The sequence below is a fragment of the Herbaspirillum robiniae genome (genome assembly GCF_002213415.1).
In the GTDB taxonomy this organism is placed as follows: domain Bacteria; phylum Pseudomonadota; class Gammaproteobacteria; order Burkholderiales; family Burkholderiaceae_D; genus Herbaspirillum; species Herbaspirillum robiniae.
This window is the reverse complement of record NZ_NJGU01000001.1, coordinates 394,533-415,255: the sequence shown is the minus strand read 5'-3', so window position 1 is coordinate 415,255 and position 20,723 is coordinate 394,533. Positions and strand designations below refer to the sequence as shown.

13 protein-coding genes are annotated in these 20,723 nt (G+C 65.6%); 8 read left to right on the top strand and 5 right to left on the bottom strand.

The genetic code is table 11. The features are described 5' to 3' along the window. Positions 1 to 329 precede the first annotated feature (329 nt). The 4 genes from CEJ42_RS01720 to def all read left to right on the top strand — a co-directional run bounded on the left by CEJ42_RS01720 (position 330) and on the right by def (position 5,376). The gene (locus CEJ42_RS01720) at positions 330 to 1,655 is read left to right on the top strand and encodes a cell division protein ZipA C-terminal FtsZ-binding domain-containing protein (RefSeq protein ID WP_088750201.1); all 1,326 of its coding nucleotides are present in this window, start codon (positions 330 to 332) and stop codon (positions 1,653 to 1,655) included. Between the two features lie 23 nt (positions 1,656 to 1,678). Continuing rightward, positions 1,679 to 3,739, top strand: a complete 2,061-nt coding sequence (gene ligA, locus CEJ42_RS01715) for an NAD-dependent DNA ligase LigA (RefSeq protein ID WP_088749858.1) — start codon at positions 1,679 to 1,681, stop codon at positions 3,737 to 3,739. A 102-nt stretch (positions 3,740 to 3,841) separates the two neighbouring features. Continuing rightward, positions 3,842 to 4,732, top strand: coding sequence for a UTP--glucose-1-phosphate uridylyltransferase GalU (galU, locus tag CEJ42_RS01710; RefSeq protein ID WP_079219100.1), 891 nt, complete (start codon positions 3,842 to 3,844; stop codon positions 4,730 to 4,732). Between the two features lie 107 nt (positions 4,733 to 4,839). Continuing rightward, positions 4,840 to 5,376 carry a peptide deformylase gene (gene def / locus CEJ42_RS01705; RefSeq protein ID WP_088750200.1) on the top strand — a complete coding sequence of 179 codons (537 nt, stop codon included), beginning with the start codon at positions 4,840 to 4,842 and terminating at the stop codon, positions 5,374 to 5,376. 98 nt (positions 5,377 to 5,474) lie between these two features. On the opposite strand, the gene cphA is transcribed toward def, so the two are convergent. Both cphA and CEJ42_RS01695 read right to left on the bottom strand, forming a co-directional pair. Next, complete coding sequence (gene cphA / locus CEJ42_RS01700) at positions 5,475 to 8,048, bottom strand: cyanophycin synthetase (protein WP_088749857.1); 2,574 nt, start codon at positions 8,046 to 8,048, stop codon at positions 5,475 to 5,477. A 74-nt stretch (positions 8,049 to 8,122) separates the two neighbouring features. Further along, positions 8,123 to 10,321 (bottom strand): cyanophycin synthetase, encoded by a 2,199-nt coding sequence (locus CEJ42_RS01695; RefSeq protein WP_088749856.1) that lies wholly within the window; start codon positions 10,319 to 10,321, stop codon positions 8,123 to 8,125. A 732-nt stretch (positions 10,322 to 11,053) separates the two neighbouring features. Between CEJ42_RS01695 and CEJ42_RS01690 the strand changes: the two genes are divergently transcribed. Then, positions 11,054 to 13,330, top strand: coding sequence for a cyanophycin metabolism-associated ABC transporter (locus CEJ42_RS01690; RefSeq protein WP_088749855.1), 2,277 nt, complete (start codon positions 11,054 to 11,056; stop codon positions 13,328 to 13,330). Between the two features lie 8 nt (positions 13,331 to 13,338). After that, positions 13,339 to 13,827 (top strand): cyanophycin metabolism-associated DUF1854 family protein, encoded by a 489-nt coding sequence (locus CEJ42_RS01685; RefSeq protein WP_079219098.1) that lies wholly within the window; start codon positions 13,339 to 13,341, stop codon positions 13,825 to 13,827. A gap of 100 nt (positions 13,828 to 13,927) precedes the next feature. On the opposite strand, the gene CEJ42_RS01680 is transcribed toward CEJ42_RS01685, so the two are convergent. The 3 genes from CEJ42_RS01680 to map form a co-directional block, all read right to left on the bottom strand. Next, complete coding sequence (locus CEJ42_RS01680; protein ID WP_079215134.1) at positions 13,928 to 14,674, bottom strand: pseudouridine synthase; 747 nt, start codon at positions 14,672 to 14,674, stop codon at positions 13,928 to 13,930. Between the two features lie 130 nt (positions 14,675 to 14,804). Continuing rightward, positions 14,805 to 17,357: a [protein-PII] uridylyltransferase gene (locus tag CEJ42_RS01675; protein ID WP_079215133.1), complete on the bottom strand. Its 2,553-nt coding sequence runs from the start codon at positions 17,355 to 17,357 to the stop codon at positions 14,805 to 14,807. 213 nt (positions 17,358 to 17,570) lie between these two features. Next, positions 17,571 to 18,395, bottom strand: coding sequence for a type I methionyl aminopeptidase (gene map, locus CEJ42_RS01670; RefSeq protein WP_079215132.1), 825 nt, complete (start codon positions 18,393 to 18,395; stop codon positions 17,571 to 17,573). A 332-nt stretch (positions 18,396 to 18,727) separates the two neighbouring features. Here map and rpsB point away from each other — a divergent pair, with 332 nt between their 5' ends. Together rpsB and tsf are read left to right on the top strand one after the other, a co-directional pair. Beyond that, positions 18,728 to 19,468 (top strand): 30S ribosomal protein S2, encoded by a 741-nt coding sequence (gene rpsB, locus CEJ42_RS01665; protein WP_079215131.1) that lies wholly within the window; start codon positions 18,728 to 18,730, stop codon positions 19,466 to 19,468. Positions 19,469 to 19,599: 131 nt separating this feature from the next. Then, positions 19,600 to 20,487 (top strand): translation elongation factor Ts, encoded by an 888-nt coding sequence (gene tsf, locus CEJ42_RS01660; RefSeq protein ID WP_079215130.1) that lies wholly within the window; start codon positions 19,600 to 19,602, stop codon positions 20,485 to 20,487. Positions 20,488 to 20,723: the final 236 nt, after the last annotated feature.

Genomic DNA, 20,723 nt, shown 5'->3' with positions numbered 1-20,723 from the left:
GCCCGGCCTTGGGCGTGTTTTACGTGTTTTTACCAGGCCGGATATGCTTTTTACGGCCCCCACGGGCTTTGAACAATAACAATATCTTGACCGCGATCTTGCCGCAGCCAGTCCGTACGACGCATCCGACCATCGCCGCGGGAGCCATTGCTCCTGCCGGCGCATTCGTATTGGATGCCGGGATTGCCGCCATGACGGCGAACGCGGGTCAGGCACTCTTGGATTTATAGGATTCGGATTCCTTCAATGAGCAGCTTCTTCGAGCCGAACATGCCACGCTGCGCCGACACCGGCGCCACCCAGCCAGCCAGACTGAAGGGATGCGCAGCATGATGGATCTTCAGACCAGCCTGATCGTGATCGGCGGCGTATTCGTCGTCGGCGTCATCTCCTACAACAAGTGGCAGGAACACAAGGCGCGCAAGACGGTGGAGCGCGCCTTTTCTTCGTCGCATGACGACGTCCTGATGTCGCCCGAAGAGCAGGGCGAACGCCCCGCGCCGGCGGCGCCCCAGGAGCCCGCCTTCGAGCGCAGCGCCAGCTTTGCGCCGGCGGCCGATGCGCATGCCGAGGAGGAGCGCGTCGAACCCGGTCTCTACGACATGCCCGAGCGCAAGCCGGTGTCGGCGCCGGTCAAGGCTTACCTGGACCAGGCTGAGTTCGAGCCGCGTGAACCCTTCCTCGGCGACGCCCCGGTAACCGACGCCGGCAAGCAGGCCGCCGAGAGCGCCATGGCCGAGACGCTGGCCCAGGCGCCGCAGTCGACCGTGGCGCAGGTCATCGCCGGCGCCGAGGAGCAGATCGAGACCGCGCCGGCCTTCACGCCGCCGCCGGAAATGCAGGCGCGCCTGGCGCCGCGGCGCGAGCTGCCGGTGGACGAGCTGATCGACTGCAATATTCCCATCGCGCTGGAAAACCCGCTGCGCGGCGACAAGCTGCTGCCGGCGCTGCAGAACCTGCGCCATGTCGGCAACAAGCCGGTGCACTTCATCGGCCGCACCGCCGAGGGCGACTGGGAAGCCGTGGCCCACGGCAGCGTCTACACCGCCTTGCTGGCCGGCGCGCAGCTGGCCAACCGCAGCAATGCGATGAACGAGATCGAGTATTCGGAACTGGTCATGCGCCTGCGCGACCTGACCGACTCCCTGGCCGGCGAGCCCGAACTGCCGGACATGCCCGACGTGATCCGCACCGCGCAGGCGCTGCACCAGTTCATCGCCGACCATGACGTACAGCTGTCGGTGAACGTGCGCACCAACGGCGCGCCCTGGAGCCTGGCGACGCTGCTGGCGGCCCTGGCCCGTCAGGGCTTCGACCGCCGCACCGAGGGTTACCTGGTGATGCAGGACGGCGAGGGCGAGGTGCTGTTCGCACTCTCCACCAACGCCACCCAGGCCGATGAAACCACCGACCGCCTGACCCTGCTGCTGGACGTGCCGCGCGTGTCGCCGGCGCGCGACGGCTACGGCGCGCTGGTGGCCTGTGCCCGCTCCCTGGCCGTGCGCCTGGGCGGCACCATGGTCGACGACAGCGACCAGCCGCTCTCCGACGCCTCGCTGGCCGATATCGCCGAGCAGGTGGCGGCCTTCTACAGCGCCATGGAGTCGGCCGACATCCCCGCAGGATCCACGCGCGCCATGCGCCTGTTCAGCTGAGGGGCATCGCTCCTCCCCACGAAATGCAGACCGATTTGTTTTCCGCAGGACGGCCCCCGGCAGGGGCGCCGGACTGGCTGGTTCGTGCGCATGAACTGCGCACCGAACTGAACCGCCACAACCACAACTACTACGTGCTGGACCAGCCCAGCATCCCCGATTCCGAGTACGACCGGCTGTTCCAGGAGCTGCAGGCGCTGGAGACCGGCCATCCCGAACTGTTGACGCCGGATTCGCCGACCCAGCGCGTGGGCGGCGCGCCGCTGCCGCAGTTCGACCCGGTGCGCCATGACATTCCCATGCTGTCGCTGGGCAACGGCTTCACCGACGAAGACATCGAGGCCTTCGACAAGCGCGTCATGGACGGGCTGGAGACGCTGCAGGAAGTGCGCTACGCGGCCGAACTGAAGTTCGACGGCCTCGCCATCAGCCTGCGCTACGAGAACGGCGTGCTGGTCCAGGCTGCCACCCGCGGCGACGGCGCCACCGGCGAAAACGTCACCGCCAATATCCGCACGGTGCGCGCGATCCCGCTGCGCCTGCACGGCGACAGGGTTCCCTCGGTGCTGGACGTGCGCGGCGAGGTGCTGATGTACAAGCAGGACTTCGCGCGCCTGAACCAGCGCCAGCGTGACGCCGGCCAGAAGGAGTTCGCCAATCCGCGCAACGCCGCCGCCGGCAGCCTGCGCCAGCTGGATTCGCGCATCACGGCGCAGCGCACGCTGCGTTTCTTCGCCTATGGCATCGGCGTGCTGGAGGGCATGGACATGCCGGCTTCGCATTCGGCGCTGCTGGACTGGTACCAGGCGCTGGGCCTGCCGGTGTGCAAGGAGCGCGCCGTGGTGTCGGGCGCGGCGGGATTGCTGGCGTTCTTCCGCGGCATCGGCGAGAAGCGCGAGGCGCTGCCCTATGAGATCGACGGCGTCGTCTACAAGGTGGATCGCCTGGACCAGCAGAAGCACCTGGGCTTCGTCTCGCGCGCGCCGCGCTTTGCGCTGGCGCATAAATTCCCGGCGCAGGAAGCGCTGACCGTGGTGCAGGACATCGAAGTGCAGGTCGGCCGCACCGGCGCGATTACGCCCGTGGCGCGCCTGAACCCGGTGTTCGTGGGCGGCGTGACCGTCACTAACGCCACGCTGCACAACGAAGACGAGGTGCGCCGCAAGGACATCCAGGTCGGCGACACCGTCATCGTGCGCCGCGCCGGCGACGTGATTCCGGAGGTGGTGGCCTTCGTGCCGGAGAAGCGTCCGGCCGATGCGCGCGCCTTCGTCATGCCGACCGAATGCCCGGTATGCGGTTCGCCCATCGTGCGCGCCGAGGACGAGGCGATCGCCCGCTGCTCGGGCGGCTGGCTGAAGTGTTCGGCGCAGCGCAAGGGCGGACTGCAGCATTTCGCCTCGCGCCGCGCCATGGATATCGAAGGCCTGGGCGAGCAGCTGGTGGAGCAACTGGTGGACAGCAACATCGTCACCACCCCGGCCGACCTGTACCGCCTTGGGCTGCTGGCCCTGGCCACGCTGGACCGCATGGCCGAAAAGTCGGCGCAGAACGTGCTCGACGCGCTGCAGAAATCCAAGGACACCACGCTGGCGCGCTTCATCTACGCGCTGGGCATCCGCCACGTCGGCGAAGCCACGGCCAAGGAGCTGGCGCGCCATTTCGGCGGCCTCGACAAGCTGCTGGCGGCGTCCGAGGAGCAGTTGCTGGAAGTGGCCGACATCGGCCCGGTGGTGGCGGCGTCGATCCGCGCCTTCTTCAGCGACGCGCTCAATGTCGAACTGGTGGAGCAGCTGCGAGCCGTCGGCGTGCGCTGGCCGGAAAGCGAAGGCGTCGACAGCGCGCCCAAGCACCTGCAGGGAAAGACCTTCGTGCTCACCGGCACGCTGCCCAACATGTCGCGCGACGAAGCCTCGCAACTGATCGAGGCGGCCGGCGGCAAGGTGTCCGGATCGGTGTCCAAGAAGACCAGTTATGTGGTCGCCGGCGCCGAGGCAGGCAGCAAACTCGCCAAGGCAGAGGAACTCGGCGTCGCCATTCTGGACGAAGATGGGCTCAAGGCGCTGTGCTCGGGCGTGTCATGAAACGAACATAATTCGTTGTCGAAACTGTATTAAACTGCGCCCGGCTCTCATTTCCAAGGCAGGCCGGGCGCGCCAGAGATATCACTTCCCCATGGAGCAATGATGATCAAAAGGATCAAGAAAGCCGTTTTTCCCGTCGCCGGCCTGGGCAGCCGCTTCCTGCCTGCGACCAAGGCGCAGCCCAAGGAAATGCTGCCCATCGTCGACAAGCCGCTGATCCACTACGCGGTTGAAGAGGCGGTGGCCGCGGGCATCACCGAGATGGTCTTCATCACCGGCCGCAACAAGCGCGCCATCGAAGACCACTTCGACAAGGCCTATGAACTGGAAAGCGAACTGGAAGCCGCCGGCAAGCAAAAGCTGCTGGAGATCGTCCAGAACGTCGTGCCCAAGAACGTGAACTGCATCTTCATCCGCCAGTCGACCCCGCTGGGCCTGGGCCACGCCGTGCTGTGCGCGCGTCCGGTGGTGGGCGAGGAGCCGTTCGCGGTGCTGCTGGCCGACGATTTCATGGACACCGACGCCGGCGTCAAGCCGGTGCTGGCGCAGATGACCGATATCTACGCCCGCGAAGGCATGAGCATGCTGGCCGTGCAGGAAGTGCCCAAGGCTGAAACCAAGCAGTACGGCATCGTCAGCTCCACCGCCTATCAACCCGACCTGGAACGCGTGAACGCCATCGTCGAAAAGCCGGCGCCGGAAGACGCGCCGTCGACGCTGGCCGTGGTCGGCCGCTACGTGCTGAACAACCGCATCTTCGACTACCTGGAGAACATCGGTCGCGGCGCCGGCGGCGAGATCCAGCTGACCGACGGCATCGCCAAACTGATGCAGGCCGAGTCCGTGCTGGCGTATCGCTACCATGGCCAGCGCTACGATTGCGGCTCCAAGCTGGGCTACCTGAAGGCGATGGTGGCCATGGGCATGAAGCACCCCGAGACCGGCCCCGGCTTCACCGAGTTCCTGAAGGAAATCGGCTCCAGGCAGGGCTGAGAAGATCCGCCGTCCGGCGGTCGCCGCTCCTGCGGCGGCCTGCGGGATCGGCGATAATGCAGCAGGCGCCCGGTATTGCCGGGCGTTTTTCTTTGGAGTTTTTGCAGATGGCTATTCGCGACATCCTGAAAATGGGAGACCCCCGCCTGCTGCGCCAGGCGCAACCCATCACGCAATTCGGCACGCCCGAGCTGGCCGGGCTGGTGGAGGACATGTTTGAAACCATGCGCGCCGTCAACGGCGCCGGACTGGCCGCGCCGCAGATCGGCATCGACCTGCAACTGGTGATTTTCGGTTTCGGCAGCAACCAGCGCTATCCGGATGCGCCAGCCGTGCCCGAGACGGTGCTGATCAATCCGGTGCTCACGCCGCTGTCCGACGAGGTCGAAGACGGCTGGGAAGGTTGCCTGTCGGTGCCGGGCATGCGTGGCGTGGTGCCGCGCTGGAGCCGGCTGCGCTACCAGGGCTTCGACCAGGACGGCAACGCCATCGACCGCACGGTGGACGGCTTCCACGCGCGCGTGGTGCAGCACGAATGCGATCACCTGCAGGGCATCCTGTACCCGATGCGCATCCGCGATTTCACGCAGTTCGGCTTTACGGAAGTGCTGTTCCCGGAGCTCGACCCGAATCAGGACGACTGAGCCGGCTTACGCGCGATCTTGCGCGTTGCCCGCGCGGCCCGGACGGCGATAAAAAAAGCCGCAACCAAGGTTGCGGCTTTTTTCATGGCGAGGCCGGATTACTGCTTTTCGCTCACGCGCATGTTGATGTGCGCCAGCGCTTCCTCCACCTGGTCGATCAGGATCAGGCACAGGTCGCCGTCCTTCAGCGATGCCAGGGCGGTATCGATGGCGAGGAATTCGCCGTAGATTTCCTTGACGTCGCTGGTGCGGGTGGCTTTCTCCAGGCCCTGGCGCAGCAGCGCGATCACTTCGCCGTCGACGCGGCCGCGCTGGCACTGGTCCTGGTACAGCACGACTTCGTCGAAGGCGTCGCCCAGCAGTTCGGTCTGGCGGGTGATGTCGACGTCGCGGCGGTCGCCTGCGCCGCTGATGACCACCGAGCGGCGCTTGGCGGGCATGCTGTCCACGGCCTTGATCAGGGCCGCGATGGCGTCCGGGTTGTGGCCGTAGTCGGCGATCAGGGTGGCGCCCTTGTAGTCGAACAGGTTGAAGCGGCCCGGGGCGGTGCCGCTGTCGCTGATGAAGCTGGCCAGGGCGCCGGTGACTTGTTCCCAGTCCAGGCCCAGCGCCCAGGCGGCGCCGACCGAGGCCATCACGTTCTCGACCTGGAAGCCGATGGCGCCGCTACCGGTCAGCGGGATGCCGGACAGCTTCAGGCGCTTCTCGAAATCGCCCTGCGCGGCCACGATGGCGTCGCCGTCGCGGTAGACGATGCGGTGGCCCTGGGCGCGGTGGGTGGCCATGATCGGGTGCTGGGGATCGAGCGCGAAGAAGGTCACCGAACCGGGGCAGGAGGCCGCCATCTTCGAGACCATCGGATCGGCCGCGTTGAGCACGGCGGTGCCGGTGGGCGCGACGTTCTCGACGATCACGCGCTTGACCACGGCCAGGTCTTCCACGGTGCTGATGTAGGACAGCCCCAGGTGGTCGCCCATGCCGATGTTGGTCACCACGGCCACGGCGCAGCGGTCGAAGCCGAGGCCTTCGCGCAGCACGCCGCCGCGGGCGGTTTCCAGCACGGCCGCGTCCACGTCCGGATGGAACAGCACGTTGCGCGCGCTGCGCGGGCCGCTGCAGTCGCCGGTGTCGGTGCGCAGGCCGTCGATGTAGACGCCGTCGGTATTGGTCATGCCCACGCGCAGGCCGGTCTTGGCCAGCAGGTGGGTGATCAGGCGCACGGTGGTGGTCTTGCCGTTGGTGCCGGCCACGGCCACTACCGGGATGCGGCCGTCGTCGCCGTCTTCATACATGGTCGAGATGATCGCCTCGCCGACGTCGCGGCTCTTGCCGTAGGACGGCGAGAGGTGCATGCGCAGGCCGGGCGCGGCGTTGACTTCGACGATGCCGCCGCCTTGTTCTTCCATCGACATGTGCACCGAGTTGCAGACCACGTCCACGCCGCAGATGTCGAGACCGACCATCTGCGCCGCGGCGATGGCGCGCGCGGCCATGTCGGGGTGGACGTCGTCGGTGACGTCGGTGGCGGTGCCGCCGGTGGAGAGGTTGGCGTTGTTGCGCAGGACCACGCGCACGCCCTGGGCGGGAATGGCCTCAGGGTCCAGATTCTGGCCGGCCAGCACGGAGAGCGCGATGTCGTCCAGGCGGATCTTGGTCAGCGAGGTGGCATGGCCGTCGCCGCGCGCCGGGTCGGCGTTGACCTGGTCGATCAGCTGGCGGATGGTGTGCACGCCGTCACCGATGACTTGCGGCGGATCGCGGCGGGCCGCGGCCACCAGGGTCTTGCCGATGACCAGCAGGCGGAAGTCGTGGCCGGGCAGGTAGCGCTCGACGATCACTTCGTCGCTGATCTTCGCGGCATTGGCGAAGGCATGTTCGATCTGGGCGCGGGTGCTGATGTTGACCGCCACGCCCTTGCCCTGGTTGCCGTCCAGCGGCTTGATCACCACGGCCGAGCCGATTTCCTCGGCGGCCTTGAGCGCGTCTTCCACGGTGGTGACCACGCGGCCGTTGGGGACCGGCACGCCGGCCGCATGCAGCAGCATCTTGGTCAGGTCCTTGTCCTGCGCGATCGATTCGGCGATGGCGCTGGTGTTGCTGGTCTCGGCGGCCTGGATGCGCTGCTGGCGGCTGCCCCAGCCGAACTGCACCATGCTGCCCTGGGTCAGGCGGCGGAACGGGATGCCGCGCTTGACGGCGGCATTGACGATGGAGCCGGTGCTGGGGCCCAGGCGCACGTCTTCGTCGAGCTCGCGGATGCGGGCCAGCGCGCCGGTCAGGTCGAACGGCGTGTCGGCCTGGGCGGCCAGGCAGAGCTCCAGCGCCAGGTCGAAGGCCAGGCGGCCGACTTCCTCTTCGCTGTATTCGACGACGACCTGGTAGATGCCGGTCTCGATGGTGGAGACCGTGCGGCTGAAGGTCACCGGGCAGCCGGCCTGCGACTGCAGGGCCAGCGCGGCGGCGGCCAGCGCGTGGGCCATCGAGACGGCCTGCTTGCCGCCGTCGGGCTCAAGGAAGCCGATTTGCGGGAAGCGGGCGCGCAGGCGCACCTCGAAGCCGGGCATGTCGTCCACCACCCGTTCCGATTCCGGACAGGAGACGATGGCTTCGATGGCGGTGTGTCTGCACCAGAGGTTGGGGCCGCGCAGTGCGCGTATGCGGGATACGTCCATGGACAGGTTTTCCTAATGTCTCTTGATCTTGAATCTGGTCTGTGTCGCTTGCGTGTTCCGGTTGCCGGTCGAGCTCAGGCGGCCTGGGTCTTGAACTTCAGGCCTTGCTGCTCGGCCTGTTCGGTGCCGAACAGCTCGATGCCGGCGCGGATCACTTCGGGCGAGATGCCCAGTGCCCACGCCGCGCCCACTGCCGCCAGCACGTTCTCGACCTGGTAGGCCACGGCGCCGTTTTCGGTCAGCGGAATGGCGTCCACCGAGCTGACCTTGCATTCGCGCTCGCCCTCGGCCTGGATCAGGTCGCCGCCGCGCAGGAACACGGCGCGCTTGCCTTCCTTCAGGTGCGCGGCCAGCAGCTCGGAGTGCGGCTCCATGCCGAAGAAGATCACTTCGCCGTCGCACAGCTGGGCCATGTCGGCCACCAGCGGATCGTCGGCGTTCAGCACGGCCGCGCCTTCGGGCAGCACCAGGTCGACCTGGGTGCGCTTGACCTTGGTGGCGATCTGCTCGGCGTTCTCGATGTAGTACTCGGGCAGGCTGTCGTCGGGGTCGATGTTGGCGACCACGCCGACCAGGCAGCGGTCGTAGGCCAGGCCTTCGGAGAGGATGGACACGCTGCCGTTCTCGAACACGGCGGCTTCCACCGCGCGGTTCAGCAGTACCCGATGCGCGGCGTCCCAGTTGGCGCGGTTGCCGCGCTCGACCTGGCGTTCGCCGAAGTACAGGCCGTCGCCGCAGGCCAGGCCGACATGTTTGCCGGAGAGGTGGATGATGCGGGCGACCAGGCGCGAGATGGTGGTCTTGCCGTGGGTGCCGGTGACGCCGACCACGGGAATGCGGCCGGTTTCCTCTTCGCCGAAGAGGTTGTTGACGATGGCTTCGCCGACCGGGCGCGGTTCTCCTTCGGACGGCTTCAGGTGCATCAGCAGGCCGGGGCCGGCGTTGACCTCGACGATGGCGCCGCCCTGGTCGGCCAGCGGGCGCGAGATGTCTTCGGCCACGATGTCGACGCCGGCGATGTCCAGGCCGACGATGCGCGCGGCCAGCGAGGCGGCGGCGGCGACGCTGGGGTGCACCTTGTCGGTGATGTCGGAGGAGACGTTGCCGTTGCGCAGCAGCAGGATGCGGCGGCCGGCGGCCGGCACCGATTCGGTGCTCAGGTTCTGGCGCTGCAGCTCCAGCACGGCGGCTGGTTCACGCTCCAGCAGCACCGGATCCAGCAGGTGTTCTTCCAGCAGGCCGCGGCGCGGATCGCTGTTGAGTTCGTCCAGCAGCTGCTGGACGGTGGACTGGCCGTCGCCGACGATGAAGATCGGTTCGCCGCGGGCGGCGGCGGCCAGCTTGCCGCCGACGATCAGCAGGCGGTGCTCCAGGCCCGGCACGAAGCGTTCGACCAGCACGCCGCTGCCTTCTTCCAGCGCGGCCTTGTAGGCGGTCTCGATTTCCTCGCGGGTGTTCAGGTCGATGAAGACGCCGCGGCCGTGATTGGCGTCGCAGGGCTTGACCACCACCGGCAGGCCGATGTCCTCGGCGGCGTCCCATGCGTCTTCGGGGCTCTCGACCAGGCGGCCTTCGGGCACCGGCACGCCGCAGGTTTCCAGCAGCGACTTGGTCAGGTCCTTGTCGCGCGAGATGCCTTCGGCGATGGCGCCGGTGTCGTCGGACTCGGCGGTCCAGATGCGGCGCGACTTGCAGCCGTGGCCCAGCTGCACCAGGTTGCCCTCGGACAGGCGGATGGTGGGGATGCGGCGCTCATCGGCGGCGTCGACGATACAGGCGGTGCTCGGGCCCAGGCAGAGCTTGTCGACCATGCGGCGCAGCTTGGAGAGCGTGGCCTCGAGGTCGTAGGGCTGGTTCTCGATGGCGGCCATCACCAGGTCGCGGGCGGCATACAGCGCGGCGCGGGTGACCGTCTCGTGGCGGGCGCGCACCACCACCTTGTAGACGCCGCGCACATTGGTTTCGCGCGCCTTGCCGAAGCCGCCGGGCAGGCCGGCCAGGTTCTGCAGCTCGAGCGTGACGTGCTCCAGGATGTGGCCGGGCCAGGTGCCTTCTTCCAGGCGCTTGACGAAGCCGCCGCGCACTTCATAGCTGCAGCGGTGCTCGATCAGCGTGGGCAGCCAGGTGGTGAGGCGCTCGGTGAAGCCGGGAATGGTGTTCGACGGGAAATCTTCCAGTTCGCCGATATCGATCCACACTTCGAGGGCCGAGCGGTAAGTCCAGATGTTCGGACCTTTCAAAGGCAGGAAACGGAGGAATTCGATGTTTTTCATGTCTGGAGATATGCCACAAAAAGGTGCTGCTGGTGAGCCGTTTGTATCTTGTCAGTGGTGCCGAACCGCAGTTTGCTGCCGGGGCTGTCTGTTATTTGTGAAACGTTTTCAGGCTTGTCGTCCGTGTGACTTCGTAAAACCGGGATGCGCCGCCGCCGGCCCGGCGCACCGGCGCCAGATGCGAGCCGTGTTTTCGGGTTCTGGAAGTTACGACAGAATTTCCCGGTCAGCATTCCGTCAGAATAGCGCATGCTCCACTAACGTGCCGGAAGGCATTTGGTTTACTGGAGGATGACAAAAGGGCAAGCGGCTGCTTGCGCCGGGGAAATTCAGGGGGCGCGCCTCTCGCGGAAAAACTTGTCGGTTTTGCAGGAGAAGGCGGCGGATCTCATTGGAATTATGCTTGTGAGGAATGGATGGGCGCTATTGTCGCAGACTGTCCGGCGCGCGTGGAGCGAATTAACCAAAAAAACGACGGTCAACAAGGCATGGACATGCCCGCAGGGGCGCTGTCGGCCGTGTTTCGCATCCTGCGGGAAACGCCGATGAGCTCATGCGTGCACCGATTGGCGGTGTCTTGCGTTATGCGTTGGACACATATGCACGCGTATCGAACAGCAGGGGCGCTGCGCTATAATCGCGCGCTGCCCGCAGCCGGACCGCAGCTTCGCTCCCGGTCTCCGATTCATCACAATGCCAAACTGCTCGCATCGGGCTCAACGTTGCCGTTAAATGACTACTGATTCCCATCCTTCCGCCACCGCCAGCCTGCCCGAACGCTGGAGAACGGAAATCGCCGCCCGCCTGGCCGCCAGCGAGAAGATCGTGGCCTGGCTGGAGCTGGACCTCGACACGCAACTGCAATTCCGTCCCTCGCTGGTGGTCGCCACCGAAACCCGGCTGCTGGCCAATACGCCCGAAGGCACGGTCTGGCAGGAGTGGGAATACGATCCGGCGCTGACGCTGAAGCACTTCGACCACGCCGGCGTCGGCACGCTCGAGCTGTGCGACGGCGCCGGCCGCCTGGCCGCCTGGCGTTACACGCTGGCCCAGAATCCGCAGGCGCTGCGCCTGATCAAGCTGTTCGAGCAGCAGCGCGACCTGCTGGCCTCCGGCGTGAAGCCGGTGGAAGAGGGCGACGTCTGCCCGCAATGCAAGGCGCCGATCCCCGAAGGCCAGGAAACCTGCGCCATCTGCCCCGAAACCAAGGAAGCGCCGCCGTCGACCTGGGCGCTGTTCCGCCTGTCGCGCTTCGCCAGGCCCTACAAGGGCTCGCTGCTGCTGGGCTTCCTGCTGACGCTGGCCTCGACCGCGGCCACGCTGGTGCCGCCGTACATGACCATGCCGCTGATGGACAATGTGCTGATCCCGTTCCAGAACGGCGCGCCGATCAACACCCATCTCGCCATGCTCTACCTCTCGGGATTGCTGGGCGCGGCCCTGCTGGCCTGGGGCCTGGGCTGGGCGCGCACCTATATCCTGGCGCTGGTGTCCGAGCGCATCGGCGCCGACCTGCGCACCACGACCTACGAGCACCTGCTGCGGCTGTCGCAGGAATACTTCGGCGGCAAGCGCACCGGCGACCTGATGGCGCGCATCGGTTCGGAAACCGACCGCATCTGCGTGTTCCTGTCGCTGCACCTGCTGGATTTCGCCATCGACGTGCTGATGATCATCATGACGGCGGCCATCCTGATCTCCATCAACCCGTGGCTGGCGCTGGTGACGCTGTTGCCGCTGCCGTTCATCGCCTGGATGATTCACGTGGTGCGCGACCGCCTGCGCCACGGCTTCGAGAAGATCGACCGCATCTGGTCGGAGGTGACCAACGTGCTGGCCGACACCATCCCCGGCATCCGCGTGGTGAAGGCCTTCGCCCAGGAGAAGCGGGAAGTGGCGCGTTTTCGCGAGGCCAACCGCCATAACCTGGTGGTCAACGACCGCGTCAACAAGATATGGTCGCTGTTCACCCCGACGGTGACCTTCCTGACCGAAGTCGGCCTCCTGGTGGTGTGGGTGTTCGGCATCTGGCAGGTGTCCAGCAACCAGATCACCGTCGGCGTGCTGACCGCCTTCCTGGCCTACATCAGCCGCTTCTACACCCGCCTGGATTCGATGAGCCGCATCGTGTCGGTCACGCAGAAGGCCGCCGCCGGCGCCAAGCGCATCTTCGACATCCTCGACCACGTCTCCAGCGTCCCCGAGCCGGCCAATCCGGTCCACCTGGAGAACGTGAAGGGCGCCATCGAGGTGCGCAACATCGGCTTCCGCTACGGCAACCGCGCGGTGATCCGCAACATGAGCCTGACCATCGCCCCTGGCGAGATGATCGGCCTGGTGGGGCACAGCGGTTCGGGCAAGTCGACCATGGTCAACCTGATCTGCCGCTTCTACGACGTGTCGGAGGGATCGATCCGCATCGACGGCGTCGACATCCGCTCGCTGCCGATTTCGGAATACCGCCGCAACATCGGCCTGGTGCTGCAGGAGCCGTTCCTGTTCTTCGGCACGATCGCCGAGAACATCGCCTACGGCAAGCCGGATGCGACCCGCGAGGAAATCATCGCCGCCGCCCGCGCGGCCCACGCCCACGAGTTCATCCTGCGCCTGCCGCAGGGTTACGACTCGCTGGTGGGCGAGCGCGGCCAGGCGCTGTCCGGCGGCGAACGCCAGCGCATCTCGATTGCGCGCGCACTGCTGATCGACCCGCGCATCCTGATCCTGGACGAGGCGACGTCCTCGGTCGACACCACCACCGAAAAGGAAATCCAGAAGGCGCTGGACAATCTGGTCCAGGGCCGCACCACGATCGCCATCGCGCACCGCCTGTCGACGCTGCGCAAGGCCGATCGCCTGGTGGTGCTGGACCGCGGCCAGGTGGTCGAGGTCGGCAACCACGAGGAGCTGATGGCGCGCGAAGGCCATTACTACAAGCTCTACCAGGCGCAGGCGCGCAATCCTGACGGCGACGCGGAAGTCTCGGTCAGCGATGACGAGAAGGGGGAATGACAGTGACCATGACGACCAACAATCCCGGCGGGCAGCCGTCGTTCAGCCTGCATCGCAACAGCTTCGGGCGCCTGGTCTTGACCGGCGCCGACGGCGTGGCCCACGACAACGTGATTCCGGTGCGGGCCTTCCCGGTCAGCGCCCCCGACGGCGGCCTGTCGGTGGTGTCCAGCGACGGCCACGAGCTGGTCTGGATCGACCGGCTGGAGCAGGTGGGCGCGGAGGTGCGCAAGCTGATCGAGGAAGAGCTGGCCAGCCGCGAGTTCATGCCGGAAATCTCGCGCATCGTCGGCGTTTCCACTTACGCCACGCCCAGCGACTGGACCGTACAGACCTCGCGCGGCGTTACCACCTTCACGCTCAAGGGCGAGGAAGACATCCGCCGCTTGCCGAACTCGGCGCTGCTGATCGCCGACAGCCACAGCATCCAGTTCCTGGTGCGCGACCTCAAGGCCCTGGACAAGCACAGCCGCAAGATCCTCGACCGCTTCCTCTGAGTCGCCTTCCACGCCAAAGCGGCGCAGCAAGAAAAAAGGCCCTGGACTTCATCCAGGGCCTTTTTTTATACGATGCCCATAGCCGGGCGGACAATCGCGCTCAGAAGCGCTCGTCCGGGCGCAGGTAGCGCCATTGCCCCGGCGGCAGCTCGCCCAGCTTGACGCCGCCGATGCGCACGCGCTTCAGGCCGATCACCTTCAGTCCCACCATGTCGCACATGCGGCGGATCTGGCGCTTCTTGCCTTCGCGCAGCGTGAAGCTCAGCTGGTCGTCGTTCTGCCAATAGACCTTGGCCGGACGCAGCGGCTTGCCGTCCATGATCAGGCCGTGGTTCAGGCGTTTCAGATCCTGCTCCGGCAGCTTGCCGGGGCGGGTGTATTTCACGCGCACCAGGTATTCCTTGTCGACCGGCGAATCTTCGCCGATCAGGTGTTTGGCGATGCGGCCGTCCTGGGTCAGCACCAGCAGGCCGACCGAGTCGATGTCCAGGCGGCCGGCGGGCACCAGGCTGCGCAACTGGCGCGGATGGAACTCGGTTTCGGCCTGGTCCTCGCTCCAGCGCGATTCGGCGTTGACCAGCACCACGGCGGGTTTGTAGCCGTCTTCGGCCTGGCCGCTGACGTAACCCATGGGCTTGTTGATCAGGATGGTGACGCGCTTGGACTGCTCGGCCGCGGCCTGGCGCTCCACGGTGACCTTCTGGTGCGGCAGCACCTTGCTGCCGAGCACCGACACCACCTCGCCGTCCACGCGCACCCAGCCTTTCTCGATCCACTCGTCGGCCTCGCGGCGCGAGCAGAGGCCGAGTTCGGACATGCGTTTGGAGAGGCGGACGGGTTCGGTCATGGGGTGTTGCCTTGCGTGAAACGGTTCATTCGGAAGCCGGCGGGCGGCGAGGGGGAGATTGTAAGGCCTGCCGGGCCGGCGCGCCAAGGCGTTGCCGGCCCGTGCCCGTTGTCTGCCGCGCAGGCGGACGTCAGATGCGCAGCGTCTTGAGCAGCTCGGTCTCCAGCAGGATCTGGTTGCGCGGCTGGGACAGCGCCGGGCCGTCGATCAGGAACACGTCTTCCACCCGCTCGCCCAGCGTCATCACCTTGGCGGTGTGCAGGTTGATCTTGAATTTGGCCAGCACGTTGGAAATCGAATAGAGCAGGCCGGCCCGGTCGTTGGCCGAGACCGACAGCAGGTAGTACTGGCCGCGCTCGTCCGGGCGCAGGTCCACCGAGGGGTTGACCGGGAAGGTGCGCGACAGGCGCGACAGGCGCGCCTTGGACGGCGCCGGCAGCGGGGCGTCGGACTGCAGCAGTTCGCCCAGCTCGTGCTCGATCAGGTTGATGATGTCGCGGTAGTTCTTGGCGAACACCGGGGCGTTGATCAGGAAGGCGTCCAGCGCGTAGTCGTTCCTGGTGGTGTGGATCTTGGCGTCGAAGATGCTGAAGCTCTTCTCGTCGAAATAGCTGCAGATGCGCGCGAACAGGTCGGGGCGGTCGGGCGTGTAGACGGCCACCTGCACGCCTTCGCCGATCGGCGCCAGGCGGCAGCGCACCAGCGGCACGGCGGTGTCGACCTTGTCGTAGAAGCAGCGCGTCTGCCAGGCGATGTCGGAGGCGTCGTGGCGCAGGAAATAGGCCACGTCCAGCTGCTTCCAGAAGTGCTCGTGGGCGTCGGCCGGTAGGCCGTACAGGCGCAGCGTCTTGATCGCTTCCTGCTGGGTGTTCTTCAGCTCGCGGTCGGCCGAGGGCGCTTCGCCGCCCAGCACGCGCAGCGTGATGCGGTACAGGTCTTCCAGCAGCTTGCCCTTCCAGGCGTTCCATACCTTGGGGCTGGTGCCGCGGATGTCGGCAACCGTCAGCAGGTAGAGCGCGGTGAGGTGGCGCTCGTCCTTGACCAGTTGCGCGAAGGCGGTGATGACGTCCGGGTCGGACAGGTCCTGCTTTTGCGCCACGTGCGACATGGCCAGGTGCTGCTCGACCAGGAACACGATGAGCTCGGTGTTTTCCTGCGAGATGCCGTGCTGCTCGCAGAACTGGCGCGCGTCGTCCATGCCCAGCTTGGAGTGGTCGCCGCCGCGGCCCTTGGCGATGTCGTGGAACAGCGCGGCCACGTACAGCACCCAGGGCTGGCCGAAGTTGGCCATCAGCTGGCTGCAGAACGGGTATTCGTGCGCATGCTCGCTCATCGTGAAGCGGCGCACGTTGCGCACCACCATCAGGATGTGCTGGTCCACCGTATAGACGTGGAACAGGTCGTGCTGCATCTGGCCGACGATGTGACGGAAGTTGGGCAGGTAGCGGCCCAGCACGCTGGTGGCGTTCATGCGGCGCAGCGCGTGCGTGATGCCGCGCCTGCTCTGGATGATCTGCATGAACAGACGGTGATTTTCCGGGTTGGCGCGAAACGCGTTGTCGATCTTGAAGCGCGCGTGCCACAGCGCGCGCACGGTGCGCGCCGACATGTCCTTGAGCTCGGGGTGCTCGGACAGCACCAGGAACACCTCCAGCATCGCCGACGGGGTCTGCTCGAACACGTCGTCATGAGCGATGTCGACGAAGCCGTTGACCTCGTTGAAGCGCTCGTTGATCTGCTTGGGCACCATGTCCTGGGGGAACAGGTGGGCTTCGATGTTCTGCAGCAGGATGGAGTTGAGCTGGGTCACCGCCTTGGCGGCCCAGTAATAGCGCTGCATCAGGTATTCGCTGGCGCGGCGGGTATCGGTGGTCTTGAAGCCGAAGGTTTCCGCGATCGGCGTCTGGATGTCGAACACCAGGCGGTCTTCGCGGCGGTCGGTGAGGATGTGCAGGCGGATGCGGATGTCCTTGAAGGCGCGCTCCTTCTGGCGCAGCTGGCGCGCCTCGGTGGAGGTCAGCATGCCGTGCTCGGCCAGCTTGCTCCAGGAGTCGCCCAGCCCGGCCGCCTTGGCCACCCACAGGATCACCTGCAGGTCGCGCAGGCCGCCCGGGCTTTCCTTGCAGTTGGGTTCCAGGCTGTAGGGGGTGTCTTCGTACTTGATGTGGCGCTGGCGCATCTCCAGCGTCTTGGCCTGGAAGAAGGCCAGCGGGTCCAGCGCGGCCTGGTAGCGCTCCTGCAGGTGCTTGAACAGGCTGCGGCTGCCGGTCACCAGGCGGGCTTCCAGCAGGCTGGTCTGCACCGTGATGTCGGCGGCCGACTCGTCCATGCATTCGTCGATGGTGCGGATGCTGTGGCCGATCTCCAGGCCGATGTCCCAGAACAGCTGGACCAGCGACTCCAGTTTTTCCTTTTCGGCGCCTTCGGGCGTCTTGGTCAGCAGGATCAGCACGTCAACATCAGAGTGCGGGAACAGCTCGCCGCGGCCGTAGCCGCCCACGGCCACCAGTGCGGCGTCGGCCGGCATGGCCAGCTCGTCCCAGGCCTGCGTGAGCGCGCCGTCGACGTTGCGGCGCAGCTGGGTCAGCAGCTGTTCGGTCTTGTGATTGGTCTGGAACACCTCGATGGCCTGCTGGCGGGCGGCCTTGAGCTGTTTCTTGAGCGTGACGGCGAGTGTCGGCATCGGTTCGGATCTTGTTGTGGCGGCGGGGCGGCCGCTGGTCGGTCATCTTGCCGCGTCCCCGTGCGGCCTCCGGCTTTTAGCAGGTTTCATGCCCGGGGTGTGCGGGCAGGCGGCGCTTGCAGCTGTTCCCAAAACGTTTTCGGCGGAAATCGCGATGACCGAACCGGTATCCATCGCGATTTCCGCCGAGCGCCGGCCGGGCTGTCCGGGCGATCAGGCCGCCGCGGCCACCTGGTTCTGGATGAAGGCCGGCGGCGCGGGCATGCCCGGCGACACGGTCAGGACCTCGAAGCCGGTTTCGGTCACCAGCACCGTGTGCTCCCACTGCGCCGACAGGCTGCGATCCTTGGTCTTGATGGTCCAGCCGTCGCCCATTTCGCGGATTTCGCGGCGGCCGGCGTTGATCATCGGCTCGACCGTGAATATCATGCCGGCGGCCAGCTTCTCCAGCGTGCCCGGGCGGCCGTAGTGCAGCACCTGCGGCTCTTCGTGGAACACCTTGCCGATGCCGTGGCCGCAGAACTCGCGCACCACGCTGTAGCCGGCTTTTTCGGCATGCTGCTGGATCACGTGGCCGATGTCGCCCAGGTGCGCGCCGGGTTTGATCTTCGAGATGCCCAGCCACATGCATTCATAGGTGATGTCGGTCAGGCGGCGCGCCAGGATGGACGGCTCGCCCAGGAAGAACATGCGGCTGGTGTCGCCGTGATAGCCGTTCTTGATGACGGTGACGTCGATGTTGAGCACGTCGCCGCTCTTCATTACCTTGTCGCCCGGGATGCCGTGGCAGATCACGTCGTTGAGCGAAGTGCAGATGGCCTTGGGGTAGGGCGTGTAGCCGGGCGGGCAATAATTGAGCGGCGCCGGGATGGTGCCTTGCACGTTGGTCATGTATTCGTGGCACAGGCGGTCGATCTCGCCGGTGGTCACGCCGGGTTTCACGAAGGGGGCGATATAGTCCAGCACCTCGGCGGCCAGGCGGCCGGCCACGCGCATGCCTTCGATGTCTTCGGCGGTTTTGATGATGATGTTGCCCATGGTGAATTGCAATTCGCTAGAAAATCGTCAAGATGGGATTATAGACGACAGGGGTATTTTCTGTCGGCCGCGGCAGGCGACGCCCGGTCTTCGCGCCCGGGGCGGGCAGGGATTCGGTACTTCATGTGAGACTTGAACAAATTGCCGGGGCCGGGTAGAATATCGGGCTAACTTGAAATGTCAGGTTGGACATGGCGATGTTTGCAGGGAGTTTCCTGTCGTCATCATGTTTTGATTGTATTTTTTGAAACGCGAATCCGTTCGCTAAAAGGGTGTCTGGCTGCATGAGCCGGATGACCGAGCGGATTCCAGACCTAACCCTGGAGAAATTCATGTCCGTTACCATGCGCGAAATGCTGGAAGCCGGTGTCCACTTCGGTCACCAAACCCGCTTCTGGAACCCCAAGATGGCCCCCTTCATTTTCGGCCATCGCAACAAGATTCACATCGTCAACCTGGAAAAGACCCTGGGCCTGTTCCAGGAAGCGCAAAAGTACGTGCGCCAGCTGTCCGCCAACCGCGGCACCATCCTGTTCGTCGGTACCAAGCGTCAAGCCCGCGAAATCCTGGCTGGCGAAGCTCAGCGCGCAGGCGTGCCTTTCGTTGACCAGCGCTGGCTGGGCGGCATGCTGACCAACTTCAAGACCATCAAGACCTCGATCAAGCGCCTGAAGGACATGGAAGCCGCGATCGAAGACGGTTCGGTCGAGAAGCTGTCCAAGAAGGAAGCCCTGCTGTTCAGCCGCGAGCAAGAAAAGCTGCAAAAGGCCATCGGCGGCATCAAGGACATGGGCGGCATTCCTGACGCCATCTTCGTGATCGACGTCGGCTACCACAAGGGCGCCATCACCGAAGCCGCCAAGCTGGGCATCCCGGTCATCGGCGTGGTCGATACCAACCACTCGCCCGAAGGCGTCACCTACGTGATCCCGGGTAACGACGACTCCGCCAAGGCGATCGCTCTGTACGCCCGCGGCATGGCTGACGCCGTGCTGGAAGGCCGTGCAAACGCTGTCAACGACGTGGTCGAAGCTGTCAAGGGCGACGAGTTCGTCGAGGTCGAGCAGGCTTAATTCTGCTTCTTCCGTGCAGTACAAAAAAGGGGTGCAGCGGGATTGTCGCGGTGACCCCTTTTTTTTGAGTCAATTTTCGAGTTTTCAGGCGTTTCGCGGTTCGCGGGGCGCCTCCAAGTCAGGAGAATAGTATGGCGGCAATTACCGCAGCATTGGTGGGTGAACTGCGCGCGAAGACCGACGCGCCGATGATGGAATGCAAGAAGGCGCTGACCGAAGCCGACGGCGATCTGGCCAAGGCCGAAGAGATCCTGCGCGTCAAGCTGGGCAGCAAGGCCTCCAAGGCATCCTCGCGCATCACCGCCGAAGGCGTGATCTCGACCTACATCGCCGGCAACGTCGGCGCGCTGGTCGAAGTGAACTGCGAAACCGACTTCGTGACCAAGAACGACGAGTTCATCGGCCTGGTCCAGGCTGCCGCCAAGCTGGTGGCCGAGCAAAATCCGGCCGACGTGGCTGCCCTGGGCGCCTGCAAGCTGCCTGACGGCAAGACCCTGGAAGAGCTGCGCACCGAACTGATCGGTCGCATCGGCGAGAACATGTCGTTCCGTCGCTTCCAGCGTTTCGAAACCTCGGCCAAGCTGGTGTCCTACCTGCACGGCACCCGCATCGGCGTGGTCGTGGAGTTCGAAGGCGCCGACGAGCAAGTCGGCAAGGACGTGGCGATGCACATTGCCGCCATGAAGCCGGTGGCCCTGTCGTCCGAGCAAGTGCCGGCCGACCTGATCGAGAAGGAACGCTCGGTCGCCGCCCTGAAGGCTGCCGAATCCGGCAAGCCGGCCGACATCGTCGCCAAGATGGTCGAAGGTTCGGTGCAGAAGTACCTGAAGGAAGTCTCGCTGTTCAACCAGGCTTTCGTGAAGAACGACAAGCAAAGCGTCGAGCAGATGCTGAAGGCGGCCAACTCCTCCGTGAAGTCGTTCGCCATGTACGTGGTGGGCGAGGGCATCGAGAAGAAGCAGGACGACTTCGCAGCTGAAGTGGCTGCGCAAGTGGCTGCAGCGAAACAAGCTCAGTAAGCGTTGTGAAAAAAGCGGGCCGAGAGGCCCGTTTTTTTAAGCTCTCTCCGGAACTTTCCGGGAAAGCGGCATCTACTGTCATGGCCTTCGCGGTCCACACGCGAAGGGCAGGATGGAAGGTGGCAAAAAAAACAATAAGGCGCAGCAGCAAATCTACTATGCGTCCTGACGTCTCCCGCGGTGAAGCAGCGCCGCTTCGCCTGAGCGGGAGTGGTACGGGATGTGTCAACGGCAAT

Coding starts and splice junctions, on each gene's coding strand:
- CEJ42_RS01720 (WP_088750201.1), top strand. CDS start 330: ATGATGGATCTTCAGACCAGCCTGATCGTGATCGGCGGCGTATTCGTC.
- ligA (WP_088749858.1), top strand. CDS start 1,679: ATGCAGACCGATTTGTTTTCCGCAGGACGGCCCCCGGCAGGGGCGCCG.
- galU (WP_079219100.1), top strand. CDS start 3,842: ATGATCAAAAGGATCAAGAAAGCCGTTTTTCCCGTCGCCGGCCTGGGC.
- def (WP_088750200.1), top strand. CDS start 4,840: ATGGCTATTCGCGACATCCTGAAAATGGGAGACCCCCGCCTGCTGCGC.
- cphA (WP_088749857.1), bottom strand. CDS start 8,048: ATGGACGTATCCCGCATACGCGCACTGCGCGGCCCCAACCTCTGGTGC.
- CEJ42_RS01695 (WP_088749856.1), bottom strand. CDS start 10,321: ATGAAAAACATCGAATTCCTCCGTTTCCTGCCTTTGAAAGGTCCGAAC.
- CEJ42_RS01690 (WP_088749855.1), top strand. CDS start 11,054: ATGACTACTGATTCCCATCCTTCCGCCACCGCCAGCCTGCCCGAACGC.
- CEJ42_RS01685 (WP_079219098.1), top strand. CDS start 13,339: ATGACGACCAACAATCCCGGCGGGCAGCCGTCGTTCAGCCTGCATCGC.
- CEJ42_RS01680 (WP_079215134.1), bottom strand. CDS start 14,674: ATGACCGAACCCGTCCGCCTCTCCAAACGCATGTCCGAACTCGGCCTC.
- CEJ42_RS01675 (WP_079215133.1), bottom strand. CDS start 17,357: ATGCCGACACTCGCCGTCACGCTCAAGAAACAGCTCAAGGCCGCCCGC.
- map (WP_079215132.1), bottom strand. CDS start 18,395: ATGGGCAACATCATCATCAAAACCGCCGAAGACATCGAAGGCATGCGC.
- rpsB (WP_079215131.1), top strand. CDS start 18,728: ATGTCCGTTACCATGCGCGAAATGCTGGAAGCCGGTGTCCACTTCGGT.
- tsf (WP_079215130.1), top strand. CDS start 19,600: ATGGCGGCAATTACCGCAGCATTGGTGGGTGAACTGCGCGCGAAGACC.